A 24,731-nucleotide genomic window follows, 5' to 3' on the forward strand; every position below is an offset into this window, starting at 1 on the left:
CCAAAGGTAAAAATTCCGATTGTTAAACACGATGTAATGTGCAATTTATCCGCCATATTAAATAAAAAACGTCTCTTGCTTCCTCAGGAAAAAAGAGACGTTTTTTTATTTAAATAAATTGTTTCTAAAATTTGAAATTCAAGCCCAATAGGAAATTTGTTGGTGCTTGTGGGAAATAGAAATTATAATATTTTCTGGTATCACCTTCCATCCAACCGAAGGTGTAGCCATTGGCTTCGTACTTTTCGTTTAAGATGTTGTTGACCTGTAAAGTTGCACTGATGTTTTTGATACCTAATGCTGTAAAGCTATAGTTTGCTAACAGATTGTTGACAAAATAAGAAGAAATGCTCCTCTCTTTCGCCGATGAATTATCTAGATATTGTGTTCCTACAAATTTGGATAGAAGAGAGAATGTAAGTGACGTTATCGGACTATAAGAAAAATTACTTGACAAAATCGTTCCCGGAGATAAAGCAATGTTTGTTTTTGAATAAAATATCCTTGTATCACCGATTACCTCTTCAAAGTCTTTAATTTTATTTTGGCTGAAACTAGCTGTTGCTTTCCAGTTGAACTGTTTGCTGATGTTCCATGATCCATCGAATTCAAGCCCCATTCTATAGCTATCTTTGACATTTTGTCGAATTGGAGAGCCAGTATCACTGATTTCGCCTGTTGGGATCAACTGATCTTTGTAAAACATGCCATATCCATTCAATCCGATGTTGAATTTTTCATTTGTAAAACGATAGCCAAATTCGATGTCCTGCATTTTTTCCGGGGTAGGGTCTGGTAAGGCGCTATTTTTCTCTATAAAATCCTTGCGAACAGGTTCTTTTTGTGCAAAGGCATAAGAAGCGTATACATTTGAATGGTCATTTAGCAAATAAGTTGCACCAGCTTTAGGGTTCAAGAAATTAAACTTAGGATGATAATTATAATTTTTCACCTTATCATCATCACCATACATGTGGTAATCTACATTCCGATATTGAATATCGGCCATTAATATCCACTTGTCTAGTTTGTAATCGACCTTTAAGAAATTACTGAAATCATTTTTTTGTGATTTCCCGAAGTAATATTTGTCGTCAAGAAAACCGGTTGATGCATATTGTGCCCAAATCACCTGGCCATAATGTTTTCCTTTGTATTGATTATAAGCTCCACCCCAAGTAATTTCAAGCTGATCATTCGGTCTGTAATTTAGGGCATAGGTCACGCCATAAAAATAATTATCAAGCCATCTCCTACGGACGAGATCTGTTTTTTGTATGGTATCTTTACCAATGATGACGTTAGGCAAACCGTATTTACTTAGTTTATCTCCCGGTCTCATTTCTTCATAGTAACCATAACCTCTTGTATAGTGTAAGGCTGTATTGAGTGTCAATTTGTCGTTCAGGATATTGGTATAATGAAGTTGATGATGTTTCTGCGTATAATTATCTGTTTGATTTTGATACGTATATAGATTATAATTCCGGCCAGCGTTCATGAAACGATCCTTCTCTGCGTCCGAGATTTCGAGTGCATTATCAGCATAGTCATCCATGCGCGATCGATCGCCAGTAATCAATGGTTCAGGAACGCCATTCCAGGCTTGATATGTCTTTTCTTTTCCCCAGAATACAATTCCTTTTAAAATATGTTTCTTGCCATAATAGCCTCCGTCCACATAGAAAGACTGTAAGTCTGAACTACCTCTCTCGATATAACCATCGCTACTGATTCGAGATAATCTGGCATTGAAGGCAAATTTGTCGTTAATTAGTCCGGTACCTACCTTGACTGTATTTTTCCAGGTATTGTAGGAGCCAAATGAATTGTTGAGTTCTGCGTAAGGGGGTTCGACTAAAGTATTGGACTGAATATTTAATGAGGCTCCAAATGATCCGGCACCATTCGTCGAAGTCCCAATACCACGCTGAACTTGGATGCTCTCAGTAGAAGAGGCAAAGTCGGGAAGGTTTACAAAAAATGAACCCATGCTCTCCGCATCATTTAAAGGGATTCCATTTAATGTTACGTTGATTCGTTGATTATCCGATCCCCTGATTGTCATTCCGGTATAACCTATGCCTGCACCGGCATCGGAATTGACCTGCACGGATGGAGTCTGATTTAAAAGGAATGGGATATCCTGGCCGAGGTTGTTACGCGTTATTTCTTCTTTGGAGATGTTTTTAAAGGTTGTAGGAGCATTTCTTTTGGCACGGGTAGATTGAACAAGCACCTCTTCCATTTGAATTGTACTAGGTTCTAACGCTACCGTAAGCTCCAAATTGTCTTTAACATCCACATTTTGGCTCCATGTTTTATATCCAAGAGAAGATACCTGGATCTGGTGCTTACCTGTATTGATACGATATAGTTTAATCAGCCCATTTTTGTCCGATTGGCCAGCAAAGGATGCTTGTCCATCTATAGATATGGAAACATACTGTAAGGGGGTCTGATTGGTATTGTCTACAGCTTTAATTGTCAGATTTTGTTGCGCAATGGCAATTTGGCTTGAAATAGTAGCTAAGGAGCTACAAATCAAAAATTTGATCATGGTAATGTATTTTGTTTGAGTTAAACAAATCATAGCAAGGGGTTACTACGACCGCACTATTTAACTAACCTCTCCCTACGCCAGCATTATCTGGATCAGGTGTACAGAATTTAATCTGTTGGGTATAATCTCAGCCTTTATTTGTGTTCCTGACAAAACAAGGCACCCCTATTCGATGCTGCGAATATATAAATTTAAAATTGAAATGAAGTATAAAGAAGTAATTTATGACAAATGAAAAAGAGCGGATTTGCGGTATTATTTCTTTTTGGTTAAAAATTTGTGCAAATTGTTGTTTTTGGTATTTATTGTTCTTTTTAGGTACCTTGGCATGAATTTTTCTACTAAAGGTATGTATTCATACAGGTCAAAAAAATTTAGTTACTAAATTGATAGTGAGGAGATAAAATGTTAAAATATTTAAGCGCTAATTATATTCTGCCGATTACTTCAATGCCAATAAAAGACGGTATTGTTTCGGTAGATGAGGAGGGGGTAATTCAAGGTATCTATGACCCAACTTCATTTACACCTTCAGATAAAACGAAGGTTGAGAGATATGAAGGAGTGATAATTCCAGGTTTTATCAATGCACATTGCCACATTGAATTGTCGCATATGAAAGGTATTGTTCCTAAAGGTACGGGGCTTCCGAGCTTTCTCAGTAAGGTGATGACAACGCGGTCGGCATCGATGAAAAAAATAGATGACGCTATGGCCAAAGCCGATCGAGATATGTACGAAAATGGTATTGTCGCAGTCGGAGATCACGCCAACACTGATAATTCTTCAAAATTGAAGGAAGATTCACAGATATTATATCACACATTTGTGGAGGTGCTCGGAATTGAACCTGAAGAAGCTGACTTTAAGTTAAAGGAGGCTAAATCGTTGACCCAAGAGTTTAGGAATGGGCATGTATCCATTACTCCGCACGCTCCCTATTCTTGTTCGAAGGTCCTTTTTAAAAAATTCAAGAAGATGGTTCCGGAAACAAATATTATCAGTATTCACAATCAAGAAAGTGAAGAGGAGAATAAACTGTTCCGTTATAAAATGGGTGAGTTCTTGGACTTTTATAAAAGTATAGGAAAAAATGCTGATGCGATTAAGGCGCAGGCAAGAAATTCGATTCAGTCTTATCTTCCTTATTTGCCTTATCCAAATAAATTATTGTTGGTTCATAACACCTATACCTCTCTTAAAGATTTGGATTTCGTAGAACGTATGGATCGTGATGTGATGTGGTGTCTCTGTCCAAAGGCCAACCTTTATATTGAGGGAACATTGCCAAAGGTTCAGAATTTTATGAATGCCGGACAGCGTTTAGTAATCGGAACGGACAGTTTAGCTTCAAACGATACATTGTCCATTTTGGAGGAGCTAAAGGTATTGCATGCGCACTTTGAGGATCTGGATTTCTTGCAGACTATTCAATGGGCTACAATCAATGGTGCTATCGCGTTGAACATTGAGGATGAATTTGGCTCCCTTGAAGTGGGTAAAAAACCTGGGATTGTGTTGTTGCAAGGTATGGAACACATGCGCCTAAATGAAGATGTTAAGGTAAAACGTTTAGCGTAGTATTTAATTCCCCAAAACTTCTGTACTTTTGCTCTTATTGAACCGTCCATGACTATAATAACGAAACTATAGTCATGGTAAGTTCCATCTGACCGATGGAAGAAAAAATAAGTTACAGATGAAACATTTGAATATTTCAATAAGAGGTAAAGTACAGGGTGTCTTTTTTAGATTGACAACCAAGGCGGTTGCAGATCAAGTCGGTGTTAGAGGCTTTGTTGTCAATTTAAAAGATGGTTCTGTCTATATAGAGGGCGAGGGCGACGATTTTGCGCTAGATTCACTATTGGAGTTCTGCCAAGAAGGACCCGAGGGTGCAATCGTTGAAAGTGTTGAGGTAAAGGAAGGCGAAATGAAGGGCTTCTCCAATTTTGAAGTAGTTAAAAGAGTTCAATCTTAAGTCTTTTCCGCCTTGTCAGTACTTAAAAAATTCGCCGGACAGACCATGATTTATGGCCTGAGTACGATTATAGCCCGTATGCTGTATTTCGTCATGACGCCATTGTATGTCCTCAAATATCCACCTGCGTCCTACGGAATATTTACTCATATGTACGCCTGGGCATCCATGATCAATGCCGTTTTGGCATTTGGTATGGAAACAACTTTTTTTAGGTTTCTCCAAAAAGTCGAAGAAAAGGATAAAAAGCAGGTTTTCAATAACAGTTTTATCGTCATTGCCTCTTTGGCAACATTATTTTTTATTACGGCCATAGTCTTTGCTGGCACTATTGGTAGCTGGTTGAATAAGGGAACTTACAATGCCAATTACGAGAGCTATGTGAAGTATTTCGCCCTCATATTGGCATTGGATGCTTTAGCTATTGTTCCTTTTGCGAAATTGAGATCGGAGGGAAGGCCTATTCGATTTGGTGCTATTAAATTGGCCAACATCGGTATTATGGTTATGCTTAACCTATTCTTTATTGCGCTAGTTCCCTATCTGATAAAAGATGGTGGTGCTTTGGGCACTTGGTGTTCCGGTTGGTATAGAAATGAATGGATAGGTTATATATTTATTTCTAATATTGTGGCAAGTGCAGCAACCTTTCTATTGCTCCTGCCTGAAATGAAAGGGTTTTATTTTAAACCCGAAAAGCAGCTAATCTTAAAGATGCTATCGTATAGCTTTCCGATTTTAATTGCCAATATTTCTTATATCATCAACGAAAATTTAGATAAAATTGTGTTGCCAATCTACCTGCCTAAGGATATTGGTGATCGCGATTTGGGGATCTATGGAGCCGTTGGAAAATTAGCGATGTTTCTGAGCATTTTTGTTCAGGCTTTTCGATTGGGTGCCGAACCATTTTTCTTTTCTTATGCAAAAAATGCTAATGCAAAGAAGACCTATGCGTTGATTATGGAATATTTCGTAATTGCCATGATGTTAGTTATGCTGGGGATTACAGCGAATATTGACTGGCTGAAGTATTTTATTAAAGGAAATGTGGAAACTCGTGACTTATATTGGTCTGGACTTTTCATCGTTCCGCTATTACTATTCAATTATGTGCTGCTGGGAATCTATATGAATCTTTCGGTATGGTATAAGCTTTCTGACCAAACGCGGTACGCTTTGTATATTTCATTGGTAGGCGCAGGAATAACTGTCGTTGCGAATTATTATCTGATTCCTAGATACAGTTATGTTGGAGCATCAATAGTCACATTTTTAGCCTACTTTTCTATGGTGGTGCTATCTTATGTATGGGGACAAAAACATTATCCTATACCTTATAAATTGGGCAAGATCCTGATATATATAATTGTAGGAATATGTTTCTCCTATCTATCCTATTTTGTATTTAATCATAATACCTTCGTTGGTAATGGGCTTTTGATTGCTTACATTGGAGGTGTATTTCTGATGGAAAGAAATCACCTCAAGCGATTCATAAAGAAAGACGCTTAAACGAAAAAAGGTCGTGCTAATGTTAACTTAGCACGACCTTTTTCTTTATAAATCGTAGACTTCAGGATTATACCATTTCTGCCGAGAAATTGTGTTCAATTTCATGAAGTACCTCAAGAATCTCTGCCTGGCTTTGAAGGCTAACCAATTTCATTCGGTGTTCTTTAAAGTTGGGGATTCCTTTGAAGTAATTCGCATAATGCCTGCGCATTTCAAAAATACCCAATTTGTCACCTTTCCATTCAATGGATTTGTTCAGATGTGTTCTGCAAACCTCGACACGTTCGGCAATAGTTGGTCCTTCTAAACGCTCACCAGTATTGAAAAAATGTTTTATTTCTCTAAAGATCCAGGGGTATCCGATTGCTGCACGGCCAATCATAATGCCATCCACTTCAAACTCCTGCCGCCATGCCGCAGCTTTTTCGACAGAGTCTACATCGCCATTGCCAAAAATTGGAATCTTGATGCGCGGATTGCGTTTGATATCACGAATCATAGACCAGTCCGCCTGACCTTTATACAGCTGCGCGCGCGTACGTCCATGAATCGCAAGTGCTTTGATCCCCACATCTTGTAACCTTTCGGCAACTTCGTATACATTTTTTGTGTTGTCATCCCAGCCAAGACGTGTTTTCACCGTTACGGGTAGATCCGTAGCCTCAACGACAGCTTTTGTCATTGCAACCATTTTATCGATGTCCTGTAGCAGGGATGAACCAGCTCCTTTACAGACTACTTTTTTAACTGGACAGCCGTAATTGATGTCGATTAAATTAGGCCCTGCTTTTGTGCAGATCTCAGCAGATTGACGCATACTTTCAATATCTCCACCAAAGATCTGAATGCCAATAGGACGTTCATATTCAAAAATATCAAGTTTTTGAATTGACTTTGCAGCATCCCGAATTAAGCCTTCCGAGGAAATAAATTCAGTATACATTAAATCAACACCATTCTGTTTGCACACATAGCGAAACGGAGGATCACTTACATCCTCCATCGGAGCTAATAACAATGGGAATTTACCCAAATCAATATTTTCACCAATCTTGACCGACATCTTCGATAATTTTTTACAAAGGTACAAAATTTGGCATTAGTATAAAGTTAGCTAACTGTCACGAGTTTAGAGCCGATTTTTGATCTCTTCAGATCCTGTCGAACGTTGACCGTTCGAATCGCTAACCCCGCCAAATTCAGAGTTAAGTGAAAGTATAGTCTTCCTAACGTCAGGGTTTGATTTCCTTATATTTCTTTTACAAATTCTTTGATAGCTTGTCCAGGATCGGCTGTCTTCATGAAATTTTCACCAATTAAAAATCCTTGGAATCCAGCTCTTTTTAGAGCTTTAATTGTCGAAGGATCAGATATACCGCTCTCAGACACTTTAATATATTCTGTTGGTATTTTGTTCAGGAGATCATAAGAATGCTGAATGTCGACAGAAAAATCTTTAAGGTTTCTATTATTGACACCAATTGCGTCAATGTCATCGAAAAGATTATCCAACAGTTCCTGTTCGTTGTGCACCTCAAGTAAAACATTTAAACCCAATTGGTGTGCATAGGCTGCAAATTCCTGTATTTCCTCCTTTTTCAGACATGCTGCAATTAAGAGGATGATATCTGCTCCATAAGCTTTCGCTTCGGTGATCTGATATTTATCCACGATGAATTCTTTTCTTAAGATAGGAATGCTAATAGCCTCGCGTGCTTTCGATAGATCTTCTAAATTGCCTTTGAAAAATTCGCTATCAGTAAGAACCGAGACTGCCGAAGCACCTGCCTCCTCGTATGCCTTTACAACATCTTCCACTGCTGAAGTACTATTGATGTCTCCTTTTGATGGCGATGCTCTTTTGTATTCCGCTATAATTCCTGTTTTTTCAGGATCAAGAATAGATTCTCTCAACGATAGACAAGCCACACTGAAATAGGGATAGTTTAATAGTTCCTCAAAAGGAACTAAAGCTTTTGCTTTTTCTACTTCTATTTTTTTTCGTTCAATGATTTTATCAAGTATAGTCATTTTTTTAGATGTTAGATTCCCAACCAGTTTTCAATTAATTTTTTACCATTTGTGGTCAATACCGACTCTGGGTGGAACTGCATTCCCCTTACATCGTATTCGGTATGGGTTAAGGCCATAATGATGCCATTCTCGTCGGTTGCCGTTACCTTGAGGCTAGCTGGTAGGGTGTCTTTGTTTACAGCCCAAGAATGGTAGCGTCCAATTTTGGAATCTTTTGGGAAGTCCCGAAACAATTTCTCTGACTCATCAACAACAGAAATATTTGTTGCTACGCCATGCAAAGGTTTTTCCATATTGAATAGTGTACCACCAAAGACTTCTGCAATAGCCTGTTGGCCTAAGCAAATACCCAATATACTTTTATGTGGAGCGTAGGTACGGATAACATCAAGTAATAATCCAGCTTCTTCTGGAATACCTGGGCCCGGCGAAAGAAGTATTTTATCGAAAGCATCAATATCTTCCAGTTTAAATTTATCATTTCTCCATACAACATATTCTTGATCTAATTCCTGTAACAAATGGACCAAGTTGTAGGTGAACGAATCGTAGTTGTCTATAACGACTATTTTATTGTTGCTCATAACCTTTTGCTATAAAATCTTGATTAATATAATTTTCAATTTCCTGGAATATGGACTGAATAAATTCGATTGGCAAATGAAATCTTTTTGCCAGTAGGACATAATTACTGTCCAGGTTCCGAATGATATTCTGCTCTTCGTTTTGCTCATCCTCGAAGGACTTGCCTTTGCCGATATAGGTTTTTCGTAATGCCAATAGCTCAACGATGCGGTTGTCAATGGTGTCTACCGAATCATGGATATGTTGCTTGTTGACACAGTATTCCAATGGTCTGATCATAATGTTTCTGCTAATTGTAATGCTTTTCGTAGCGCAGCAATTTTGTTATTTACTTCTTGTAGCTCCATTTCGGGGTCTGAATCTAATACGATACCGCCACCGGCCTGATAATGTAAGGTGTTTTGCTTACTTAGGAAGGACCGGATCATAATGGCATGATTAAAGTCTCCGTTAAAACCCATGAATCCGATTGCACCCGAATAAAATGAGCGTTGTAATCCTTCATAACGATCAATCAATGTCAACGCCATATGTTTTGGAGCACCTGAAAGCGTACCCGCAGGATATGTATCACCTACGATGTCAAATGGGTTGATATTATCTTTTAATGTGCCCGTTACTTTGGAGACCAAGTGGATAATATGCGAGTAATATTGTGGTTCCATGTAGGACTCAACTTTAACTTGGGTGCAATGTCTACTTAAGTCATTGCGGGCAAGATCGACGAGCATAACATGTTCGGAAGTCTCTTTTGGGTCTTCTTTGAGCTTGGTGGCTATCTTTTGATCTTCCTCCATGTTACCTGTCCGTTTGAATGTTCCTGCGATAGGGAAAATCGTCGCTTGTTTCCCGTGGATACGCAGTTGAGCCTCAGGCGATGATCCGAAAAGTTTAAAGTCACCATAATCAAAATAGAAAAGATAGGGCGAAGGGTTGATGGAGCGGAGCGCACGATAGACATTGAATTCATCACCGGAGAACGGTGTCTTAAAGCCTCTGGATGGAACGATCTGGAATACATCACCACGTTGGATATGCTCTTTCATCTTCTTAACCAACTGACGGTGTTCTTCATCGGTACGATTGGAGCTTTCCTCGCCAGCTAGTTTGAAGGTATATTCAGGGAAGTTTTTGTTCTGAATAAGGAACTGCATTCTTTCAAGTTCTGATTCTTCGTCATCCAGCAGATGTTCAAAAATATAGAGTTGATTACGGAAGTGGTCGATGGCAATGACATATTTGTAAACATGATATTGCATAAACGGTATTTTCCGTGCCGGATCTACCGTTGTTGTTAGTTTGATGTCCTCAAAGTGTTCAATACAATCGAAGGTGAAGTAACCAAATAGGCCATTGGAGATCAAGTTAAGTTCAGCAATTGTATGATCTTCGAAGGAATTCCTAAAATCGGAAACTTCTTGACGTAATTCGATTTCGTGCGCATTTTTTACGATACGTTCTCTACCCGGATAAGTGAGCGTCAGCTCTTTCTCATCGAGCTGGATTCCGGCAATTGGTTGACAACAGATGTAACTGATGTTGTTGTCGCGACTATGGTAGTCGGAGCTTTCCAGTAACAATGAGTTTGGAAAGATATCTCTTAGGCGAAGATAGATGCTCACTGGTGTAGTTGTATCCGCGAGCAACTTTCTGGTTTTTGTTTTGAATGTATACTTCATTTTTTGTGTCTTATCTTCTTGTTGTAAACTATGCATAAAAAAACCCCGATACTGGTCAGCATCGGGGTTGGAATTTCCATAAATGGTTTTGGTTGATTATGAAATATTATGACAATACCAATTAGTTCCCGATGCTTATTGCTTCAGGCCACCACCAATTTGTATTTGTATATCTTCGTGTCATTATTACACAAATTTATAAAAAAAAATAAATAAGCAAACTTTTTGTGACAAAAAAACAAAAATTCACCTTATTTCTTAATCATTTAATAAATCAGGACGTCTTTCTTGCGTTCTTTTTAACTGTTGTTCATCTTTCCATGCAGCGATTTTTGCCTCATGACCACTAAGGAGAATATCAGGTACTTTGTGGCCTTTCCAGTCTGCAGGGCGTGTATAGATAGGCGCATCTAGTAATCCATCCTGAAAAGAATCTGAAAGCGCGGATGTCTCATCCGACAAAACTCCGGGAATCAGACGGATAACAGCATCTGTAACAATCGCCGCTGGAAGCTCACCTCCGGACAGTACATAATCACCGACTGAGATCTCTTTTGTTACATAAATATCACGGATACGTTGATCTATTCCCTTGTAATGCCCACAGAGAATCATCATATTTCTTTTTGTAGATAATCCATTCGCAATATCCTGATTGAATGTTTCACCGTCGGGAGTCATGTAAATGATCTCATCGTATTCCCGTTCAGCTTGCAATTGCTCTATACACTTGGCAAAGGGTTCTATTTGAAGGACCATGCCCGATCCGCCCCCGTACGGATAATCATCGACACTTTTGTGTTTATTTGTTGAATAGTCTCTTAAATTGTGGACATATATTTCAGCCAAGCCTTTGTTCTTTGCTCGTTGCAAAATAGAGTGTGCAAATGGACTTTCCAAGAGGTCAGGTAAGACCGTAATAATATCAAAACGCATGGGGCAAAGATACACAAAAATGCACCATTGTCTATTTATAAGATTGATTCGCTTATCTTTGTGCCAAAATTAAGTGTATATACAGTGATTGACGTAAATAATATTTCTGTTTCCTTTGGGGGAACAACTCTTTTTTCAGATGTATCTTTCTCCATCAATGAGAATGATAAAATCGCATTGATGGGTAAAAATGGTGCCGGTAAATCCACCTTACTGAAAATTATCGCTGGAGTGGGTAAACCTACTACAGGTAATGTTGCTGGTCCGAAAGATGCCATTATAGCCTATTTACCGCAACATTTGTTAACAGAGGATAACGTGACTGTTTTTGAAGAAACATCAAAGGCTTTCGAAGAAGTCTATGGTATGCGTGATGAGTTGGAAAACCTGAATGAGCAATTAAATATCCGTACAGACTATGAGTCTGACGATTATATGCAATTGATCGAACGTGTATCCGAATTAAGTGAAAAGTTCTATTCGATTGAGGAAGTTAACTATGATGCAGAAGTTGAAAAGGTCCTGAAGGGGCTCGGTTTTGAGCGTTCGGATTTTACAAGACAGACTTCTGAGTTTTCCGGTGGTTGGCGGATGCGTATCGAATTAGCTAAAATATTATTGAAAAAGCCCGATTTGATTTTATTGGATGAGCCAACCAACCACATGGATATCGAGAGTATCCAATGGCTGGAAGATTTCTTGGTCAATTCGGCTAAAGCAGTTATCGTTATTTCGCACGACAGAGCATTTGTCGACAATATCACCAATCGGACCATCGAGGTGACGATGGGAAGGATTTATGATTATCGTGCCAAGTATAGTCATTACTTGGAATTACGTCAGGAGCGTCGCCAGCATCAGCTAAAAGCGTATGAAGAGCAGCAACGCTTTATTGCGGACAATCAGGAGTTTATCGATCGTTTCAGAGGTACCTATTCTAAAACATTGCAGGTGCAATCACGTGTAAAGATGCTGGAGAAATTGGAAATCATTGAGATAGACGAGGTAGATACTTCTGCACTGCGTCTTAAATTCCCACCATCCCCGCGCTCAGGTCAATATCCTGTTATCGTTGAGGATCTAACCAAGGTTTATGATGAACACGTCGTATTTCAAAAAGCAAATATGGTCATCGAACGTGGTGAAAAGGTCGCTTTTGTCGGGAAGAACGGTGAGGGTAAATCGACCATGATCAAAGCAATTATGGGGGAAATCGATTTCGAAGGTACGCTGAAAGTAGGGCACAATGCAAAAATTGGGTACTTTGCACAAAATCAGGCCGCATTACTTGATGGAGAGATGACCGTTTTTGATACCATTGATCAAATCGCTGTAGGTGAAGTGCGTGTTAAAATGAAAGATCTCTTGGGTGCTTTTATGTTTAGTGGTGATGACACGACGAAAAAGGTGAAGGTATTATCTGGAGGAGAGCGAACTCGTCTGGCCATGATAAAACTTCTTTTGGAGCCAGTGAATGTATTGATTCTCGATGAGCCTACCAACCATTTGGACATGAAGACCAAAGATATTATCAAAGATGCCTTAAAGGATTTTGATGGTACGTTGATCCTTGTTTCACACGACCGTGACTTTTTGGACGGCTTGGCTGAGAAAGTCTTTGAATTCGGAAATAAACGCGTACGGGAGCATTTTGAAGATATTAAAGGTTTCTTGGAATACAAGAAGATGAGTAGCTTGAAGGATATTGAACGTTAGCATCTAAATAAACGTAGTATAAAACCCGGTAGGGGACTCAGTTTTAAAAAGCGGCTTTTATATCAAAAAGCCGCTTTTTTGCGTTTTAAACAATGATTAAATCGAATCTTCAAGCTTTTGTCCCTTAATCCCAAAGCGTGTGAAAGATACCTTCCCGATCAATACCACTACTCCGAGTCCAACTATTCCAAAATCGTAGTTATTCTTTTTATCTATGCTTATCGTTTAATACCGTTTTTCTAAGTTGATATTTACCGTTTATGTTGATACTATGAAAGACAATTATCAGCAGATCGGTATGCGGCGCTTTTCTCGCTCCAATTAGTTTGCTGGTATTGAGCCTTTTGTTGTAAACCAACAGATAATCCGTATATTGAGCTCTCCTAAACATCAATTTTATTTATGATCATTGGATTAGACATTGGGACATCATCTGCGAAAGCTGTTGCATTTGACTACGAAGGTAACATCTTGTCGCAGCATAGCATATCTTATCCTATATTAAACCCGTCGGAAGGCTGGTACGAGCAAGATCCGGAGATTGTTTATGCGGCATGTATTGAGTCTGTTCGGTATGTAATGATTAGCTTAAGGCAATCTCGTGCTGAGATACCGAAACCCGTATGTATTTCGGTGAGCAGTGCTATGCACGGACTGATCGCTGTTGACTCGGCGGGGCAGCCACTTAGCAATTGCATTATATGGGCAGATCGCAGAAGTGAGCATATTGCGGTTGCCTTGGAGGCAAGTGAGGCGGGCAGGCTGCTTTATCAGCAGACGGGTACACCAATACATCCCATGTCTTTGCTTTGCAAATTAATGTGGATAAAGTCCAACGATCAAAAATTATTTGCGCAGTCGCACAAGTTTATCGGTATCAAAGAATTTCTTTTTTACCGGCTCTTTGGAGTTTACGTAGTCGATCATTCCATCGCATCTGCAACTGGGCTTTTCGACATACATCACCTAACATGGTCTGATCAGGCGTTAAGCTTGGCAGGTATATCGGAAGAGCAACTAGCATCTCCAGTTCCGGTCGATTATATTTTAAATATGCCTAGCCAAAAAATTGCGGCCTTGATGCAGATCCCTGAAGATACCCCTTTTGTTATAGGTGGTAGCGATGGCTGTTTGGCTAATCTCGGGGTAGGGGCTATAAGTCCCGGAGTGGCTTCGGTAACAATCGGTACCAGTGGGGCTATTCGCGTAGCAAGTTCGCAGGCAAATCAAGAAAAAAAACAGAGACTATTTACATATCTACTTAGACCAAATGAATATATAATTGGTGGTGCGGTTAACAATGGCGGTGTATTACGCAACTGGTTTCGAGACAACTTTTTGTGCGAATTTACCCAAATGGAAGCAGATGGAGATCCTTCTGCGTCGTTAAATGCTTTGGTCGACTCCGTCGTTCCCGGGGCGGAAGGCTTGATATTCTTGCCCTATCTAACTGGTGAACGGGCACCACATTGGAATTCCAATGCAAAAGGCGTTTATTTTGGAATACAGTTGCATCATGGCAGGGCGCACTTTGCACGTGCCATGATGGAAGGGATGTTGTTTGCAATTTACAGTGTAGGACTCGCCTTAGAGGAGAACACCGGTCCCATTCATACGATCTTTGCAAGCGGCGGCTTAGCGCGTTCATCGTTGTTGGTGCAGATGCTTGCAGACATTTTCAATAAACCTGTATTTACCAAAAATACAGTAGAAAGCTCTGCTTGGGGAGCAGCATTGATAGGCTTGGAAGCCTTGGGTATACAGGGAGGTGGTCCTACTATAAAAATCAAACAAACGGAAGGAAAGCAAGATACCGAGCACTGTTATAAACCGAGTGCGGAGAATCACGCTGTATATGTTAGAAACTTCCAAAAATTTGAACGCCTGTACCATTTATTGGAAGCGGAGTTTTAACTAGATATAAATCATTATGCCTCTAATCATCGTTATTTTGGGAGTAGCTTTACTACTTCTTTTAGTCACTGTCGTCAGGTTAAACACGATCTTTTCATTACTGATAACCTCCGTTGCGGTCGGTTTTGCGATGAATATGAGTGCCGTCGATATCCTTAAATCTGTTGAAACTGGAGTGAGTACCACTATGGGCCAGTTGGCACTATTGTTGGCTTTCGGGGCTCTACTGGGGAAATTGATGGCGGAAGGTGGTGCTGCAGAAAAGATTACAACGGTGCTAACTGCTGTATTTGGCAAAAAGAACTTACCTTGGGCAATGGTTCTCACGGGCTTTTTAGTAGGAATTCCCTTATTCTACAATGTCGGTTTTATCGTCTTAGTACCATTCGTTTTCATGGTATGTGCTTCCAATAAAATGCCATTGCTTTACGTCGCCATTCCGTTGCTGGCAGCGCTGTCCGTGACACACGGTTATTTGCCTCCACATCCGGGAGCTACGGCCATAGCGCTTACCTACAAAGCGGATATAGGTTTAACAATGGTGTATGGCATTATTGTGGCAATTCCTGCCATAATTATCGGTGGACCGCTCTTTGGCAGGATGCTTAAGCGTATTCCGACCAACCCACCCACTGAGTTTTTTCCTGAACACAATCAAGCAGATCGAAAAGAGCTTCCCGGATTTGCAATTAGTATATTTACGGGGCTTTTTCCAATAATTTTAATTGCTTTTGGTTCATTTTCCCATCTAATATTTCCAGAAGGCTCCTCTTGGCTGAAGGCACTACGTTTCTTGGGTGACCCGGTGGTGGCTTTAATGATTGCATCGCTAATGGCGATGTACACAATGGGTATCCGCCAAGGCAAAAGTTTGCGGCAGCAGTCAGCAAGTGTGGAAGAAGCAATCCGCGGGATAATGATGATCCTTTTTATCATTGCAGCATCAGGCGCTTTCAAGCAAATTTTGGTAGATAGTGGTGTAGCGAATTACATCGCTGACCTAACCGCAGACCTGAGCTTGTCGCCTCTTGTGCTTGCATGGTTAATAGCCGGTATCATTCGCCTAGTTATCGGTTCGGCTAGTGTTGCTGGGCTCACGGCAGCGGGCATTATGCTTCCCATTGTGCAGGGAGGAGAGGTTACTCCTGAATTAATGGTGCTAGCGACGGGAGCGGGTAGTCTCATGTTCTCACACGTCAACGATCCGGGGTTTTGGATGTTTAAATCTTATTTTGGAGTGAGCATGAAGGATACGTTTCGCTCATGGACGGTGATGGAAACGCTCGTTTCTGTTATTGGGTTGATCGGTGTCTTGATTTTACACTGGCTTGGTCATTGACAGCGAATGGGAAAGTTTCATATTGCTAGGATACATTAATAGGACAGAGCGTCTTAAACGAATATTAAATTATATAGGCCCATAATCGGTTGATTATGGGCTTTTTTTTGATGAAAACCTTTGTTTGGTTTTTTTTTCTTAATATCGTGACAATGAGCCAAATTTTGTTGTTCTAAAACTATGCAGAGATTACATCGTTTTTATATTTTTTTATTGATTTGGGTAGGAAGCTGCCTCCCCGGGCTGTCAGCTTTCGGGCAAATTATCGCCTATACCGTCGACAATTTGCCAAGCCCCAAATTACAGGGACAGGATTATTTTGTCTCCAATCCTGATGGGATTCTATCCTCGGGTACAGTGGCCGAATTAGATGGCTTATCGACGCAGATTGAGGCTGCTACAAAAGGTGAATTTGCAATCGTTGTTGTGAATGATTATGTTGGCGACAGTGATTTCGAATTTGCCTTAAAATTATTCAATACCTGGGGTATCGGTAAGAAGGAAAGTAACAATGGGCTTTTGTTGTTTATTGCTAAAGACCGACATGAATACCGTTTTATTACAGGGTATGGTATGGAAAGTATTTTGCCCGATGCCTATTTAAAACGTATTGGAGAAAAATATCTCGTACCCAATTTTAGGAATGAAGATTACGACCGCGGTGTTAAGGAGGCCGCAGAATTTATTAAGACAATACTTACCTCACCGGATAGTAAAGCCGAGCTGGAACGCTTAATGCCAGAGGCAACGCCGGTCTGGAGCTTTAAAAGTCCTATCCTGCGAAATTCACTTTTGGTTTTAGGCTTGTTTGCGCTCTGTTATATCTGGTTGGGTGAGGTGACCCGTGCGATCAAAGGGAAGTTGACCAAAAAAAGTAAATATTTCCCGCCTTTAATCAGTGGATGCGGCTGCATGGGGATTTTAATGTTTATCTCGGTGTTTATCTGTGCATTTGCCCTCAAGAATTTTGAGGAGGTCTATCAGTGGAAAAATCTACCTTATTTTATAGTTGTTTTTGGTAGTATTACCCTTGCCATGAAATACAATGCAAGCCGCACGCAAATTGTTAATTCCTATCAGGATGAGGAAAATATTCAAAAGGCCCTACGTAAATTTCGTGTCTGGGGCTTAGTTCCTTTATTACTGAGTCCATTGGCACTATTTGATCTCATTGGATTAAACAAGCGCATCCGGAAGAATCAACTTCGATTGGTTCCTCCAGATCAATCCGGACGTTGGTTGCGCATGAATAAGGATGATGTGTCCACCCGTGAAAGTGCTTACCTGGATAAGGGGCAGCTTTTGGAGGAAAAAATCGGTAGCCGTTCGTACGAAATCTGGATTGATCAGGCGACCAACGAAACAAAGCTGGTCCCCTGGGACGAGAATGTTGGATTCAGTGAATGTCCTGCATGTCATTATAGAACTTTTGAGACTGGACGTACCAAGACGATACGTGCAGCAACTTATAGTTCGCAGGGATTAGAGGAACGCTTTGACTTATGTAAGAATTGTGGACATCGGGTATCTCATGGTGAACACTCGACTCCAATTAAAGTGCGCTCAACATCGAGTAGCTCTGGCGGAGGATCTAGTAGTAGTGGTGGCGGTGGAAGCTTTGGTGGCGGATCTTCTGGTGGGGGTGGTGCCGGTGGAAGATGGTAGTCGGTAATTTAGGGCAAAAAAAAAGGTTTCCAAACGGGGAGAATGAAAACCTTAAATAACCAATTATAAACCTAAATTATGATGACACAAATATAGTGTATATATTACACTATGCAAATTTTTTTTTAAAAAAAATGAAAAAATAAATTACAGCTAGCGCGAGATGATTTCTGTTTATAAATTAAAACCAAAATTTCAGCAGTTGCTGATGCCAATCTTGAACTTTTTACATAGAAAAAAGGTAACGGCAAACCAGATCACGATCGGATCTATTGTATTGTCTTTGATCATTGCTTTACTGTTTTGGTATGCTGATCGTTTCCCGATTTTCTTTTTGGCCCTGCCAATCGGATTGTTATTACGAATGGCCTTGAATGCCTTAGATGGCATGATGGCACGACTTTTTAATCAGACTAGCAAGACGGGCGAAGTCTTGAACGAAGTCGGAGATATTGTTTCGGATGTCGTGCTATTTTTTCCTTTGCTGAAGTTTCATCCAGAAAGCATATATCTTATCGTCGCTTTTATCGTATTAAGTGTTGTGAATGAATTTTGTGGATTGATCGGGAAGGTGATTGCCAATGATCGTCGTTACGATGGGCCGATGGGTAAAAGTGATCGTGCTTTGCTGTTGGGGGTATATGGAATTTTAGCATTATTGCATATTTCAATGGTTACTGTTTCAGGTTATATTTTTGGTGTTTTGTGCTTACTCTTACTTTTGAGTTCGGTAACTCGATTGAGAAAGGCTTTGGCGCATGGCTGATGCCAATAGCAAGTTCGCAGATGTTCCTGTTCGTGTTAGAAGCTGGGGTTATATTGTCTTGGTGTTGGCGGTTGCCTTCGTTCCACCAACAATATCACCCTTGTTTGTGGCCTGGATAACCTTTCAAGGGATGCGCGAGTTTGCTCGTATGTTTATCCCTGAATGTAAGACGCAACCATTGGTTTTTCTTTGCATGGCATTGTTGCAAGCGTTGCTCCTATACTTTTGTTCCTATCGAGAATATCTATTGTTGGCTAGCTTCTTGTGTTTGGTGACTGCTTTGTTTTTCAAATATGGTTTAAAGGTTAAGAAGGGAGCAGTATTTGGACTATTTTTGGGCGCGGTAGCTTGTTTGCTTGCATTTAGCCATTTAGCTTTTATCCGATCCATTAAAGTGGATGGCAACCCGTTCCTAGGACTAAAATTAATCGGATATATTGTTGTGTTAACGGAACTGAATGACGTCTTTCAATACCTGATGGGTAAGTTTTTTGGCAAACGTAAAATCGTTCCGCGTATTAGTCCAAATAAGACAATTGCGGGATGTGTGGGCGGTATCAGCTTAACAATTATATTGAGTAATTTATTGGGCTATTTTTTACTGCCATTTCAGAATTTTCTATACTTTTCGTTGTTCGGTTTGTTTTTCGGTATTTTGGGATTCTGGGGAGATGTCCTTTTTTCCTATCTGAAAAGAAAGACAGGAGTTAAAGATACTGGAACATTGATTCCTGGGCATGGTGGTTTATTGGATCGTATCGATAGTCTGATCTTCAATGCGCCCCTGTTTTATGCTTTGATTATCCTGTTGTTGGGGAATTAATAGGATTTGATGAATGTGGTAGTGAGAAGGCTAACTAAAATTTCAATCTGATGGCTTATCAACGTGCTGTTTTATTTTCGGGGGGTGGAACTCGGTTCAGTCTATATCTTGGTATGTACGCTGCGCTGGATGAGCTGGGCTTAAAGCCAGATCTGCTTATCGCGAGCTGCGGTGGTTCAATGGCAGTGGCTGTTATACAGGCCTTTGCTACACATGAAGCTCGCAAGTCCTATCTGCAATCAGACGAGTTTTATCAGTTTTTCCTGCATCATCGGCTTACAGAACAGCGTCGTTTGGGGAGGCTGGGCGTGTATGTTTTGAAAAAACAGTTTAATAAGAAACGGGCACCCTTTATTGAGGACGTTTTTAATCGCTATCTCGTCCATATGGAACAGGATCTTTCCTTACTATTGCCTACATTGGATAGACCATTCTCAACAGCAATTCCAGCACTTGTGGTCGGCGCTAAAGTGCTGTTCAGTCCGTCTGAAGTAGGGCAGCGGCGTGGGGACCGAAAACTCTATCAAAAGATATTGATGGGAACTCAAGATGTATTGGAAAACGTGCCCGTTGAGGCAATAGGAATTTCGGATAGTAATTACGAGCATAGTGCCGTGGCTAAAGCGGTTCATTTGAATGCTGAGTTTTCTATGCTACAGGCGGCCCGTATTTCGATGTCCGATATGTTTTATATTGAACCTGTATGCTCCAATAAAACCTATTACGCGGGTGGAGCAATTGATCTTGTTCCAATGGAGCTAGCAAAGTCGCTTGCTCAAAACATCATATGTGAGCGAAAACAACCTTATAAACCACAAGAAGAAGCGCTGGTTCGGGCGGTATTAGGCTTTAGCGGAAATAAACGATTAACGGATTTGGAACAGCAGTTTCCTTATGCACATTGGATTGATACACAGAATGCCGCGGAACAATTAGCTGGGAAATACTGTAAAAAAGGAATTGATTGGTCTAAATTTGAAGTTACGCTGTCTTTCCCGATTGATCAACAAGAATTTGCTGAAGCGATGGAAGCGCAATGGAACTATGGCTATGAGGTGACATTAAATTCATTGAAATGAAAGTATTTATTGCCGGTGGTACAAGTGGAATAGGCCTTGCTTTGGCCAAGCGTTATCTTGAGGAAGGAGCAGAGGTAGCGGTATGTGGACGTGATCTGACGAAAATGTCAGCCTATCCTTGGGGACATAGCATCAGAAGTTTTGAAGTCGATGTATGTCAATTGAGCAGCCTGCAAAATGCCGTCAGTTCATTTTGTGCACGTATGCCTTTAGACCTCTTTATCAATTGTACAGGGAGTTACGCGGATGACGTTGCTCAACAAATAAGCTATCAGGAGGCGGTGGCTATGCTCCAGGTCAATATGATGGGTACTTTAAATTGTTTTGAAGCGGCGAGAACTGCTATGCAAGGTCAGTCGGAAGGACAAATTGCAATCGTTGCATCAGTTTCGGGAACGCTCCATTTTCCCAATTCAAGCCTATATAGTAAGACAAAGCGTGCTGCAATCCAAGTGGCTGATGCGTATCGTAGGGCACTTTGTCCGTATGGAATTTCGGTTACTGTTATTGCTCCGGGCTATGTTGATACGGATAAACTGCGAGCCCTCAATAAGCAAGATTTGTCTAAAAAACCATTCTTAATCCCTGTAGACGATGCAGCACAGCGTATAATGACAGCTATCGAACAGAAGAAGAAGCAAGTCGTTTTTCCGAAGCGTATGAAGTGGTTGATGGCATCTCTGGGACTACTTCCAAATATTGTGTTGAATAAAATTATGTCAAGGAAGGCCAAATGGATGAAAAACGACTGAAAAATAGGGGGCTGCAATTTGCTGTCTTCCTTTATTGTGCGCTATTTTTCCAGTTGACTTATTCTGCTGCTGCGGTCCATGCTGCAAATCAGACTACTGTATCTTCGTTTGTGTTTCCTTTTGAACACTTTATGCCTTTCGTTTCTTGGATGATTATCCCCTACATGAGTAGCGGTTTGTTCTTCGCTTTGGTTCCTTTCTGTTGTCGAAGTCGAGAAGAGCTTTGGGTCTATACGAAGCGTTTCAGTTTCATTACCATCGTCTCTATTTGTTGTTTTTTTATTTTTCCCTTGCGATTTTCCTTTGATAGGCCTAGTGTTGAGAATCCAATTTTTAAACTTTTCTTCGCTTTTTTAAGTAAGCATGACTCTCCATTTAATCAAGCCCCTTCGCTGCATGTGGCGTATGCATGTCTGTTTTGGTCTGTGCTCGGTAGGCAGCTAAAAGGCTGGACACGCTGGATAGTGGGGATTTGGTTGCTATTCATGGGAATTGCTACACTCACTGTTTATCAGCACCATCTGGTGGATGTGTTGACCGCGATGATTCTGGCTCATGTCGGATTTGTCCTATTCCCATCTCCATCGGTATTGCTTCATGACAGCGCATCATCTACACTAAAGGCGGGGGAGTTGCCCTTTTTGCCCGGGACCGAAAAGATGAAATTAGACGAAAGGGCGAAATTAGACTTGGAGGCCGAAGTTTGTCGTAGAAACCAAGGAATTGGCTACGTTTACTACGCCATCGGCTGGTGTTTGCTGTTACTGGCATTGTGGGGCGGGACTCATGCATTTGGATTATATCTTTTGTGTTGGCCATCCTTAGTCTGTATTGCGGTAGGAAGAAATTATGTTATCAATAATCCAACGTTTCTGAAAAATGAAGAAGGTTGGATACCCGGCTTTAAGAAATTGTTTTATAGCCCATACCAATGGATTTATTGGTTGTTGTGGCGATTCGTAAGACGTCGTAATAAATCATCATTGCTTGAGATTTTACCACGTTGTTATGTAGGCCCGAGGACGACAGCAGAAGATATCCGTGTGCTTGGTCTGAATAAGCATCTGGTTGTTTTTGACCTGGCTGCAGAATTGGAAGAAATAGCGATCCTACATGTACAGGAAAACTATCATTCATTTCCATTGTTGGATATAGCGGCAATTACGCTGGCTGATGCCGAAAGGATATTGGCTGCGCTCGTCATCCGTTATCAGCAATTGAAGCGAGGTGAAAATATGATTATACATTGCACAATGGGCTACAACAGGAGTATGATTTTTGCTGTTCTATTGTCACAAAAAATATTATCTTTAGATTTAATGGATGCTATAGATTTGGTTAAATCTCATAATAAGCATCTTGTGTTGCATAAACATACACTTCAGTTGATGGAGGTGCTAGTCGAGAGAAATAGCTAGACAGTCATTTGCATGATCTTTGTTGTTAAATATGCTATTTGATATTAGTCAATAAAATTATACATGAAATCAGGTTACTTCAAGAGTTTTGATCAAGGGGAGTTATTATATCGCGTTTGGAATTATCAGGCCGGACAGCGGGCATTGATCGTACTGCACCGTGGGCATGAGCATTCGGAACGTCTGCAGGAGATGGCTACGGATCCACAGTTTGCCGATCATTCAATCTTTGCATTTGATTTGCGCGGACATGGTTATACGAAAGAACCAGTTTCACCAATCTTTATGGATTATGTACGGGATTTAGATAGTTTCGTTCATTATATAGGCCGTGAATATTTGGTTGATCCGAAAGACATTTTCGTTATCGCCAATAGTATTGCAGGAGTTGTTGTCAGTGCCTGGGTACATGATTTTGCTCCTAAAGTCGCAGGTATTGCATTGTTGGCACCTGCATTTGAAATTAAATTATATGTGCCCTTGGCAAATCAGATGATTGCTTTGGGAACAAAGCTAAAAAAAGATCTGATTATCCAGAGTTATGTCAAATCTAACGTGTTGACTCACGATATAGACCAGCAGAAGGCTTACGATGCCGATCCTTTGATTTCCAAATCTATCAATGGCGCTTTGTTGGTTGATCTATTAAAAGCTGGCGAGCGTATCGTTGAAGACGCTGCGGCGATTGATATTCCTGTGATTGTCCTTTCTGCTGAAAAAGATTATGTGGTCAAAAATTCGATACAGAAAAAATTCTTTGTGACAATTGCTTCAAAGTTGAAGACCTTTATTACATTACGTAATTTCTACCATGGGATTCTATTTGAAACAAACCGGCAGAAGGTGTACCAGTATCTGCGAAATTTTATCGACAAGGCCTATGCCCGACAAAGTCCTGAGCTGACGCTTGAACCCGATGAGTTTTCGGTGAAAGAGTATGAACAATTATACCATAAGTTACTTCCTGCGGGTGAAAAATTGAATTATGCGGTCCAGAAATGGGCATTGGGTAAAATAGGTTCCTTAAGTAAAGGAATGAATTTAGGCCTGCAGTTTGGATTTGATTCTGGGATATCGCTGGATTACGTCTATCGCAATGAATCGCAGGGTAAAAACCGCTTTGGCCGCATCCTCGACCGTGGTTATCTGGAGGCCATCGGCTGGAAAGGAATTCGCATTCGAAAACAACACTTGTTACAGTTGCTGGAAGAGCATATAACAAAAGTTAAAGCTGCTGGGAAAACCGTTAAGATATTGGACATTGCGGGTGGAACCGGAAATTACTTATTTGATATTAAAGAAAAATATCCCGAGGCCGAAATCGTGATTAATGAATTCCTGTTGTCAAATATTGCCGTAGGAGAGAAGATTATCCGTAGAAACGGATTGCAGGGAATACGATTTACCAACTATGATTGTTTTGATCCAGCTACCTATTCCAAACTGGAATTTGAGCCTAACATTGTTATTATCTCAGGTATTTTTGAACTTTTTGGTGACAATGAAATGGCAAGTAGGGCTGTAAAAGGTGCAACTTCGATTTGTGAAGAAAGCAGTCATTTGGTTTATACTGGACAGCCATGGCATCCACAGTTAAAGATGATTGCTTACGTGTTAAACAGTCATCAGAAAAAAGACTGGGTGATGCGCCGCCGTTCGCAGAAAGAATTAGACCGTCTGATGGCCTACAATGGAGTCGTTAAGGAGCGTATGCTAATCGACGACTTTGGCATATTTACAGTCTCTTCGGGGGCTGTGAAGGGCGGGTAATCGTAAAAGATTGAAAAGCTCATAGCTTAGTAGTATTTTCTTTAATCTTACTCTCAATATTTTTTAATCTTATAACAAACTCAATAAAAAGTTCCCATTTCGGGAACTTTTTATTGAAATAGCTTTGATTTTGCTTATCTCAGTTTTTTTTAAATGGAGGTAAGTAAAATGGATATCTGATTCTTATATTCTCTGA

Annotated in this window: 20 protein-coding genes; 13 read left to right on the top strand and 7 right to left on the bottom strand. The window is 40.4% G+C overall.

What is annotated here, in order from left to right:
* Positions 1-124: 124 nt before the first annotated feature.
* Positions 125-2,560, bottom strand: coding sequence for a TonB-dependent receptor (locus K2F45_RS02370; RefSeq protein WP_075990825.1), 2,436 nt, complete (start codon positions 2,558-2,560; stop codon positions 125-127).
* 408 nt (positions 2,561-2,968) lie between these two features.
* Between K2F45_RS02370 and K2F45_RS02375 the strand changes: the two genes are divergently transcribed.
* The 3 genes from K2F45_RS02375 (at position 2,969) to K2F45_RS02385 (ending at position 6,059) form a co-directional block, all read left to right on the top strand.
* The gene (locus tag K2F45_RS02375) at positions 2,969-4,144 is read left to right on the top strand and encodes an amidohydrolase family protein (RefSeq protein WP_075990826.1); all 1,176 of its coding nucleotides are present in this window, start codon (positions 2,969-2,971) and stop codon (positions 4,142-4,144) included.
* 118 nt (positions 4,145-4,262) lie between these two features.
* Positions 4,263-4,544, top strand: a complete 282-nt coding sequence (locus K2F45_RS02380; RefSeq protein WP_046674815.1) for an acylphosphatase — start codon at positions 4,263-4,265, stop codon at positions 4,542-4,544.
* 45 nt (positions 4,545-4,589) lie between these two features.
* Positions 4,590-6,059, top strand: a complete 1,470-nt coding sequence (locus tag K2F45_RS02385) for a lipopolysaccharide biosynthesis protein (protein ID WP_276521463.1) — start codon at positions 4,590-4,592, stop codon at positions 6,057-6,059.
* Between the two features lie 67 nt (positions 6,060-6,126).
* Here K2F45_RS02385 and dusB read toward each other — a convergent pair whose 3' ends face one another.
* The 6 genes from dusB to trmD form a co-directional block, all read right to left on the bottom strand.
* On the bottom strand, positions 6,127-7,122 hold the full coding sequence (dusB, locus tag K2F45_RS02390; protein WP_046674816.1) for a tRNA dihydrouridine synthase DusB: 996 nt from the start codon (positions 7,120-7,122) through the stop codon (positions 6,127-6,129).
* A gap of 185 nt (positions 7,123-7,307) precedes the next feature.
* The gene (gene trpC / locus K2F45_RS02395; protein WP_075990828.1) at positions 7,308-8,090 is read right to left on the bottom strand and encodes an indole-3-glycerol phosphate synthase TrpC; all 783 of its coding nucleotides are present in this window, start codon (positions 8,088-8,090) and stop codon (positions 7,308-7,310) included.
* Between the two features lie 11 nt (positions 8,091-8,101).
* Positions 8,102-8,677 carry an anthranilate synthase component II gene (locus K2F45_RS02400; protein WP_075990829.1) on the bottom strand — a complete coding sequence of 192 codons (576 nt, stop codon included), beginning with the start codon at positions 8,675-8,677 and terminating at the stop codon, positions 8,102-8,104.
* The gene (locus tag K2F45_RS02405; RefSeq protein WP_075990830.1) at positions 8,664-8,957 is read right to left on the bottom strand and encodes a chorismate mutase family protein; all 294 of its coding nucleotides are present in this window, start codon (positions 8,955-8,957) and stop codon (positions 8,664-8,666) included. The genes K2F45_RS02400 and K2F45_RS02405 overlap by 14 nt, the downstream gene beginning before the upstream one ends.
* Positions 8,954-10,357: an anthranilate synthase component I family protein gene (locus K2F45_RS02410; protein ID WP_075994612.1), complete on the bottom strand. Its 1,404-nt coding sequence runs from the start codon at positions 10,355-10,357 to the stop codon at positions 8,954-8,956. Before K2F45_RS02410 ends, K2F45_RS02405 begins: the two co-directional genes overlap by 4 nt.
* A gap of 258 nt (positions 10,358-10,615) precedes the next feature.
* Positions 10,616-11,293 (bottom strand): tRNA (guanosine(37)-N1)-methyltransferase TrmD, encoded by a 678-nt coding sequence (gene trmD / locus K2F45_RS02415; protein ID WP_075990831.1) that lies wholly within the window; start codon positions 11,291-11,293, stop codon positions 10,616-10,618.
* A gap of 84 nt (positions 11,294-11,377) precedes the next feature.
* Between trmD and K2F45_RS02420 the strand changes: the two genes are divergently transcribed.
* From K2F45_RS02420 to K2F45_RS02465, 10 genes are all read left to right on the top strand, one after another.
* The gene (locus K2F45_RS02420; RefSeq protein ID WP_075994613.1) at positions 11,378-13,009 is read left to right on the top strand and encodes an ABC-F family ATP-binding cassette domain-containing protein; all 1,632 of its coding nucleotides are present in this window, start codon (positions 11,378-11,380) and stop codon (positions 13,007-13,009) included.
* A 402-nt stretch (positions 13,010-13,411) separates the two neighbouring features.
* Positions 13,412-14,923: a gluconokinase gene (locus tag K2F45_RS02425; protein WP_075990832.1), complete on the top strand. Its 1,512-nt coding sequence runs from the start codon at positions 13,412-13,414 to the stop codon at positions 14,921-14,923.
* Positions 14,924-14,939: 16 nt separating this feature from the next.
* Positions 14,940-16,262, top strand: coding sequence for a gluconate:H+ symporter (locus K2F45_RS02430; protein WP_075990833.1), 1,323 nt, complete (start codon positions 14,940-14,942; stop codon positions 16,260-16,262).
* Between the two features lie 180 nt (positions 16,263-16,442).
* Positions 16,443-17,927, top strand: coding sequence for a TPM domain-containing protein (locus K2F45_RS02435; RefSeq protein WP_248932977.1), 1,485 nt, complete (start codon positions 16,443-16,445; stop codon positions 17,925-17,927).
* 163 nt (positions 17,928-18,090) lie between these two features.
* A complete protein-coding gene (locus K2F45_RS02440; RefSeq protein ID WP_075990835.1) occupies positions 18,091-18,693 on the top strand; it encodes a CDP-alcohol phosphatidyltransferase family protein in 603 nt (200 codons plus the stop codon).
* Positions 18,686-19,516, top strand: a complete 831-nt coding sequence (locus tag K2F45_RS02445) for a phosphatidate cytidylyltransferase (protein WP_248932978.1) — start codon at positions 18,686-18,688, stop codon at positions 19,514-19,516. The genes K2F45_RS02440 and K2F45_RS02445 overlap by 8 nt, the downstream gene beginning before the upstream one ends.
* Before the next feature lie 50 nt (positions 19,517-19,566).
* On the top strand, positions 19,567-20,595 hold the full coding sequence (locus tag K2F45_RS02450; protein ID WP_248932979.1) for a patatin-like phospholipase family protein: 1,029 nt from the start codon (positions 19,567-19,569) through the stop codon (positions 20,593-20,595).
* Positions 20,592-21,347: an SDR family NAD(P)-dependent oxidoreductase gene (locus tag K2F45_RS02455; RefSeq protein WP_075990838.1), complete on the top strand. Its 756-nt coding sequence runs from the start codon at positions 20,592-20,594 to the stop codon at positions 21,345-21,347. Before K2F45_RS02450 ends, K2F45_RS02455 begins: the two co-directional genes overlap by 4 nt.
* Positions 21,329-22,765, top strand: coding sequence for a phosphatase PAP2 family protein (locus K2F45_RS02460; protein ID WP_075990839.1), 1,437 nt, complete (start codon positions 21,329-21,331; stop codon positions 22,763-22,765). Before K2F45_RS02455 ends, K2F45_RS02460 begins: the two co-directional genes overlap by 19 nt.
* 63 nt (positions 22,766-22,828) lie before the next feature.
* A complete protein-coding gene (locus tag K2F45_RS02465; RefSeq protein WP_248932980.1) occupies positions 22,829-24,535 on the top strand; it encodes a bifunctional alpha/beta hydrolase/class I SAM-dependent methyltransferase in 1,707 nt (568 codons plus the stop codon).
* The last annotated feature ends 196 nt before the right edge of the window (positions 24,536-24,731 follow it).

Source organism: Sphingobacterium siyangense, assembly GCF_023277505.1.
GTDB classification, from domain to species: domain Bacteria; phylum Bacteroidota; class Bacteroidia; order Sphingobacteriales; family Sphingobacteriaceae; genus Sphingobacterium; species Sphingobacterium siyangense.